Origin of the sequence: Sediminibacterium goheungense (assembly GCF_004361915.1) — a bacterium.
Lineage (GTDB): Bacteria > Bacteroidota > Bacteroidia > Chitinophagales > Chitinophagaceae > Sediminibacterium > Sediminibacterium goheungense.
This window is the reverse complement of sequence record NZ_SNWP01000007.1, coordinates 1-1,216: the sequence shown is the minus strand read 5'-3', so window position 1 is coordinate 1,216 and position 1,216 is coordinate 1. Positions and strand designations below refer to the sequence as shown.

The 1,216-nt window shown below is 45.1% G+C and carries 1 protein-coding gene; it reads left to right on the top strand.

Annotated features, from left to right (window positions below; all coding sequences use genetic code 11):
• A partial coding sequence (locus tag BC659_RS16750; RefSeq protein WP_425470271.1) for a beta strand repeat-containing protein occupies nucleotides 1-1,216 on the top strand: 1,216 nt, incomplete at both ends.

Sequence of the window (1,216 nt, the reverse complement as noted above, 5' to 3'; positions counted from 1 at the left end):
GTACACAGAATAGTATTACGAACCTGGCGAATGTTCAGAATATCACTGCAACAGGTACGATCAGTGCAGGAACTTTAAGTGGATCATTAAGTACAAGTGCGCAGAACTCAATTACGAACTTAGCGAACATCAGTACAATCACAGCTACGACAGCGAATCTGACTACGGCTAATATCACGAACTTAACTGGTCTTACTAACTTAAGTATTACAGGTACTGCGCAGGTAGGTACTTTAAGTGCAACAGCAGTAAACAGTACAAGTGGTACGTTCAGCAATATCACTGTAACGGGCAATATCGTAGGTGGAACGATCAGTGCAACACTTAACGCTGGTACACAGGCTACGATCACGAATCTGGCGAATGTTCAGAACATCACCGCAACCGGAACGATCAGTGCAGGAACTTTGAGTGGATCATTAAGTACAGGTGCACAGAACTCAATTACGAATCTGGCGAACATCAGTACGATCACAGCTACAACAGCGAACATCACAACAGCGAATATTACGAACCTGACGGGTTTAACGAATATCAGCATCACGGGAACGATCAGTGCGGGAACGGTGAGTGCGACAAATGTGACCGGCACGGGTGGAACCTTTGATAATATCACTGTAACAGGTAATATCGTGGGTGGTACGATCAGTGCAACACTTAACGCCGGTACACAGAATAGTATTACGAACCTGGCGAATGTTCAGAACATCACTGCAACCGGTACAATCAGTGCAGGAACTTTGAGTGGTAGTCTGTCAACATCAGCGCAGAACTCAATTACGAACTTAGCGAACATCAGTACGATTACTGCTACGACAGCGAACCTGACTACAGCGAATATTACGAACCTGACTGGTCTTACCAACTTAAGCATCACAGGTACAGCTCAGGTAGGCACCTTGAATGCAACAGCAGTAAACAGTACGAGTGGTACGTTCAGCAATATCACTGTAACAGGTAATATCGTAGGTGGAACGATCAGTGCAACACTTAACGCTGGTACACAGGCTACGATCACGAACCTGGCGAATATCCAGAACATCACCGCTACGGGTACAATCAGTGCAGGAACTTTGAGTGGATCATTAAGTACAGGTGCACAGAACTCAATTACGAATCTGGCGAACATCAGTACGATCACAGCTACGACAGCGAACCTGACTACGGCTAATATCACGAACTTAACTGGTCTTACTAACTTAAGTATTACAGGTAC